This window comes from Exiguobacterium sp. N4-1P, assembly GCF_002214325.1.
This window is the reverse complement of record NZ_CP022240.1, coordinates 1-5,498: the sequence shown is the minus strand read 5'-3', so window position 1 is coordinate 5,498 and position 5,498 is coordinate 1. Positions and strand designations below refer to the sequence as shown.

General features: G+C 36.6%; 6 protein-coding genes. 2 read left to right on the top strand and 4 right to left on the bottom strand.

Annotated features, from left to right (window positions below; all coding sequences use genetic code 11):
- Window positions 1-825, bottom strand: an 825-nt coding sequence (gene mobV / locus A0126_RS19960) for a MobV family relaxase (protein WP_162288282.1), incomplete at its 3' end; no start/stop codon positions are given.
- Between the two features lie 388 nt (window positions 826-1,213).
- On the opposite strand from mobV, the gene A0126_RS19955 reads away from it, so the two are divergent.
- Window positions 1,214-1,912 carry a hypothetical protein gene (locus tag A0126_RS19955; RefSeq protein ID WP_088835950.1) on the top strand — a complete coding sequence of 233 codons (699 nt, stop codon included), beginning with the start codon at window positions 1,214-1,216 and terminating at the stop codon, window positions 1,910-1,912.
- Between the two features lie 55 nt (window positions 1,913-1,967).
- Here A0126_RS19955 and A0126_RS19950 read toward each other — a convergent pair whose 3' ends face one another.
- Window positions 1,968-2,153, bottom strand: coding sequence for a hypothetical protein (locus tag A0126_RS19950; RefSeq protein ID WP_088835949.1), 186 nt, complete (start codon window positions 2,151-2,153; stop codon window positions 1,968-1,970).
- Window positions 2,154-2,737: 584 nt separating this feature from the next.
- On the opposite strand from A0126_RS19950, the gene A0126_RS19945 reads away from it, so the two are divergent.
- Window positions 2,738-3,283, top strand: a complete 546-nt coding sequence (locus tag A0126_RS19945) for a winged helix-turn-helix domain-containing protein (protein WP_088835948.1) — start codon at window positions 2,738-2,740, stop codon at window positions 3,281-3,283.
- A 62-nt stretch (window positions 3,284-3,345) separates the two neighbouring features.
- Here A0126_RS19945 and A0126_RS19940 read toward each other — a convergent pair whose 3' ends face one another.
- Both A0126_RS19940 and A0126_RS19935 read right to left on the bottom strand, forming a co-directional pair.
- The gene (locus A0126_RS19940) at window positions 3,346-4,284 is read right to left on the bottom strand and encodes a hypothetical protein (protein WP_157898457.1); all 939 of its coding nucleotides are present in this window, start codon (window positions 4,282-4,284) and stop codon (window positions 3,346-3,348) included.
- Between the two features lie 355 nt (window positions 4,285-4,639).
- The coding region (locus tag A0126_RS19935; protein ID WP_157898526.1) for a hypothetical protein at window positions 4,640-5,498 on the bottom strand (859 nt) is incomplete at its 5' end.

Genomic DNA, 5,498 nt, shown 5'->3' with positions numbered 1-5,498 from the left:
TGCTACCATCATCGCGAGGTCTTTCATTTGCTCAAAATCCTCTCGATCTATCACGATATTTCCTGTTTCCTTTCCAAAAATGGTCTTCTGTTCCTCGTATTCCAGGAGGTCGATCCGTTCAACCTTTTCGAATAACTCTTTTAAGTCCTCTCTTTTGGCTTCCAGTAGCTTGGTTTCGCTTTGAATCGCTTCCCGCTGCTGTTCGGCCATGAGAACTGCTTCTTGAGATTTGAGGACCTTGTATGTGGCCGTATCGATGTGTTGAGCCTTCGAACCCTCTTTCCCTCGTTCAATATCAAATCCGTGTTTCTGAAGGTATTGAGGTAGCTCTGATTGCAATGCCTTGAGTTCGTTCCGGTCAAATACGTTTTTGCTCTGAAGTTTACCGTCTCGCATGGGTACGATGCCGATATGAGCATGAGCGCCAGCACCCTTTAATTCATCGAAATGGGCAACGGAATACAGGACATTTTGTTCTCCATACCGCTCTTTGAAGAAATCAGTGGAGACTTTGAAGAACCGTTCTTTTTCTGATTGATCCATGTCCTTGAAGAAATCACGATCAGAGCCAACCACAAACTCATTGAAATAGACGGCATCTTTTCTTAGGGCACGTTTACTTTCATTTTGGGATTCGAATGCTTCTTTCCATTTTTCCATGTAGCTGATGTGTTGGGCATTGATATAGTCTCGATTGAGGTGGGATAGTGAAGCGTTGATGTCGGGATTGGTCTTACTTTCTCGTTCTCTTTGATTGTGGATCTGATAGCCTTTTACGTCATTTTTCTTTACCTTCTGCATTCTACAAACCAACTTAGAACCCATAGAAAGCCCCCCTGTTTTTCGCTCTTGAATTTGGTATAGTATAGCGCACTATACTTTACTTCGTAAAGATGCGCTCTCCGAGGGTAAAGATTGCCGTCGAATCGACGGTCGCTGCATGCATCGAAAGGTCAAGAACTCGACTCCCCAACCCCTCGATCCCGAGGGGCTCCCTCGCCGGTTGGCAGGTTCTCACGTGTAGAACGTGAGAACAGCGCAAGAGGGTGTAAACCAAGACTACGTGTCAACTCCTTAAATTCTCGGCCTCACGGCCTGCGATTTACCGTTGACACTAAAAAATAAAAAACAAAAAAATTGCTATAATATTTTCAGGAACAGTAAAGAAAGGGTGACAAATATCGTTAAACTACCGGAAAGAGCATATAAATATATGGAGCTTAAATGGCTACACCCTTTAAGAACTAAAAATGTAATTCGTATTAGCCATTTAAACAGTTACAAAGAAGATAAGTTTGGAACTGAAATTGGCGATGATGATGAAGGCAGAATTTTTTCGCAAATATCCGTAGGCAAATATCATTCTCCAGCTGATAAGAATGACGATCGGTTGTTAAGAGCAGGGGGGATAGTTGCAATCAATACAGATATCACATTTGAAAATTGCATATTTTCAGATGAACACGTAGATAAAAACTACTTTGTTTTTTGTGTCTGTTTAGAAAAAAATCCTGAGATACAGAAATCTTTTGGTTCAGGACTTCAAATAATTCATAATTTTAAAGCTTATATTCGAGCAATAACTCATGAATTAAATAAATTGGGTATTGTTCAGCATGACGCTGGACCATGTGAATACCTACTTGATAGAAAACAACATTTCACTGAAGAAGATTTTACTTCTGATGAAAAAGAAATAATTTTAAAAAAACCCTATTTAGTTAAAGACAAAAAATATGAATATCAAAATGAATTTAGAGTTGTATGGCGTTATAAAGATAATAGAGAAATCAAAAAAGAAGAATATATAAAAATAAGCAAGGAAGTCATTGAAAATTATTCATATTTAATTGATTTAGAAGAACAAGAAAGAAATAAGAATAAGAGAAAAAAGAAAAGAAAAAAGAAATGAATTTATTTTATAAGTTTAAAAAAGTGAACGCTCAGATCGTTATGAGCGTTCACTTTTAATCGTTTTCAAACCATTCTTTATGCAATGAATCATCTGGATCGAGCAAGATCCGACCTTCCGGATCTACTTTTAGCGTTTCTACGTTCATCGTAAGACCCTCGACGAGCTGAAGATACTTCAGTCTTTCAATGGCAGCCCACTTTTCCGGATCGTAATTCGCCGGATTCAAATTTACTTTCATCAAATCGCCTCCTAATTGCGCTTAAAACGCTCATATTTCGATTTTAAGCCCCTTCGCCACGTCTTGATAGCTTTTCATACGGCTCAAGCCGTAAATCCCCTTAAAATTGATTTTAAAGAACATTTAGAAGACTAAAACCTTCGTTACGAGGTAGAAAGAGAATATTCAACAAATTTATGTGTACTGGAAGATCGGTGGAGGTTCTTGAGCGTAGCGAGAGACACGTCAAGCGGTCTGACAGTCCGACAAGCGAAATGAAGGCTTAAAAGCCGGAATGAGTGCGTTCAGTTCCTTGTCTATTCTTTTATCTTAAAGTTACCGATTGGAAAGAAAGAAAGCGTTCTTAAAAGATATAAGAGGGATTTTTCGAGAAATAGCTTAATATCAACGCTAATTGAGTTTCTTAGTAATCATGGGGTGAACCCAATAGTAATCACCCCATGATTACTATCTGATTACACTATGATCAAAAAAGTTCTTTATTGATAAAGAGAAATATCATATTATAATCATAGATGATTACATCGTAGTCACAGATGATTACTATTGGGTTCACTGTATGATATATAAGGGGGAGATTTAAGATGCAAGAAACAATTGTTTCGTATGAAAAAAACTTAAAGAATCCGAATCAAATATCCTTTGAAGACAGGCAAGAACAGATAGATCAAGAGAAAAAACGGGAAGAAGAAGAAATACGACAACAAAAGAAAAGTCCCTATCGGAGGTGGGTCCAAATGAATAAGGATGCTTATAAAGCAGAAGATTGGCTAATGTCAAAATCGCCAATAGCTTATAGGATCTTCAAGTTCTTGATAAATAATATGGACTCATATAACGCTGTCATGTGTTCTTATAGCGTCTTCCAAGAACAATTTGGAGTAAGTAAACCTACTATCACAAGAGCAATTAAATTACTAAAAGAGAAACAATACATTGAAGTCTACAAATCTGGTACTTCTAACGTGTATGCAGTAAATAAAGAGATAGCATGGAATAGTTGGGGGAATAACTTTGTTCATGGGAAATTTGGAGCAAATATCATTTTGTCAGAGTCTGAGCAAGAAGAAACTATACAAGCAAAGATAAAAGCTGAAAGAATAAAAGAACTTTCAATCGATGAAAATTAAATTTAAATAAAAAAAGCTCAGACTGTTAAAGTCCAAGCTTTTTTTATTTAAATTTAATTGGATTATCTTTTCAAAAACTTATTACAAGCATACAATCCACCAACGCCTGTAATTTCAGCTGCTAAATTTTTAAGCGCTGATCCGCCATAACGGAGTTTTTCTTCCCAAGTTGCTGCTTTTGTAATAAGTTTAGCAGCTTCTTTAAATCCACCTAAAGCTTTAATGTATTTTTTTACTTTGATAATCTTAGCTGCGACAAAAAGATTTGAACCAACAAACCAAGTTAAAGCTGCTGCACATGCGCCAATAGCAACCCAATCCGGGTCGGCTAGAACAGGGAAAGCTGTATTTTCATTAAATTCTACCGTTTGAATTAAAGAATTACCTTTTACTTCATATTTCGTTGGAACATCCTGACCGTTAGCATCTTTAGCCCAAGCTTTCCCGAAAACACTTTGAATGACATTATTTTCATCAACAATAAAGACTTCTTCAGTGTCTAGCTCATCACCTGGAGTGCCTTCAAAGTATTCTGAAGACGTAATCAGTTTGTGTCCAAACGGTAAATCTAAATCATATTTGTATTCTTTCGGTGCATCAGCATTTTTAATATTTACAATGCTTCTCACACCAGCATCAGTTGGTTGTAAAATTAAATCTACAGGTGTAGTAGTTTTATATTCAAAACTACCAGCATCTGTTGTTACAGGGGTACCAAGCTTCATATCGTTAGGTACGCCAATTGATATATTAGTGTCATCTGTTTTGTTTTCAATGACTATTTTTTTATCGTTTTTCTCAGGAAGATTAATTGAATTTAAAGCATTTTCTAAGCTGTTGTTTTGATCAACCTTAATTAAATCTGTTGTATCTGTAATTTTTTCTGCTTCTAATGCAACATTCGGTGCAGAACTCTCAGCAATAGCTGTTTTTGATAAAGTTACCCCACTGATTAAGAACAAACATGTTACCCCACTTAAAACTTTAATTGGTAATTTCATAAAATCCTCCTGTTATGGTATAATTTTTACATCGGTTATTCCGTCAACAAACACAACACTAACATTATTGTAATAAAAAGGGAACTTAAAACTGGAAGGAAGTGAGAATATGTCTAAAAATAGCAAGACTGTGAGCTTCATAACTGTTTTAACGATAGCTGTATTAGCACTATTTTTACTAAATGAAATTACAACAACCTTATTCTTGATATTCTTCGTACCACTCTCTATAGCGATGTTAATATTTGGATCACTAGAACTGAAAAATGTTTTGAAAAGTGATCATGAAATCGAATCAAAAGCGCTAGAACTAAAGAACAGAAAATAAAAAAAGCCCTTAGAATAAGGGCTTTTTTTATCGTTCAAGATCCATATTTCGATTTTTTTCACGATTTTTGATCATAGCATCTCGTTCTTGTGTCACTTCAGGAATCAATTCTGTGGCTCTCTTGTTAATCTTCTTGGCGTCCATTGTATGATCGAGGACAAGTTTTTGATTATCCGTCTTATCAACTAACCATTCTCTCGTCGCTCTGTGAACCGCCGTTTTGAAGACATTCTTCCAGTTGGCTATTCTTTCGTCGACAAGTTTATCGAAACGTTCTTTCATCTCTTTTACGCTTTGAAACATTTTTTGAAATTCTGCATGTAAACTATTATTTGTCTCGACTAACTCTTTATTAGTCACTTTAAGTTCGTCATGTTCCTTCTCAAGCCCACGATATTCGCCCTCTAGAGCGTTGGCATGCCTTGTCATGGTCGTCAGTCTACGCTCCAATTTCTCCGCTTCTTCGGCAAACATATTCGTATCCAACATTTGTCTCTCCAGTTCTTTTGCATGATGCTCCTTCAATTCACTCACTTTCTCTTCTAAACGCTCTGTTACCAGTTCTTCTACAACGTCATCCAAGCCCTCTTTGTAGCGTTCTGCTTGGGCAGAAGCCCTTTCGTATTTCTTTTGAAGATTGTTTATCCCAATCTCATATTTCCTTTCGAGACTGGCGATTTTCTCGTCTTTTTCCTCGATTTTCGATTGTAAAATGTTCATTTCTCGTTTTAAGTCCTTGTTTTTGAACTCCATTTCGGGTGCTACCATCATCGCGAGGTCTTTCATTTGCTCAAAATCCTCTCGATCTATCACGATATTTCCTGTTTCCTTTCCAAAAATGGTCTTCTGTTCCTCGTATTCCAGGAGGTCGATCCGTTCAACCTTT

Coding starts and splice junctions, on each gene's coding strand:
- A0126_RS19950 (WP_088835949.1), bottom strand. CDS start 2,153: ATGAAAGTAAATTTGAATCCGGCGAATTACGATCCGGAAAAGTGGGCT.
- A0126_RS19955 (WP_088835950.1), top strand. CDS start 1,214: ATGGAGCTTAAATGGCTACACCCTTTAAGAACTAAAAATGTAATTCGT.
- A0126_RS19945 (WP_088835948.1), top strand. CDS start 2,738: ATGCAAGAAACAATTGTTTCGTATGAAAAAAACTTAAAGAATCCGAAT.
- A0126_RS19940 (WP_157898457.1), bottom strand. CDS start 4,284: ATGAAATTACCAATTAAAGTTTTAAGTGGGGTAACATGTTTGTTCTTA.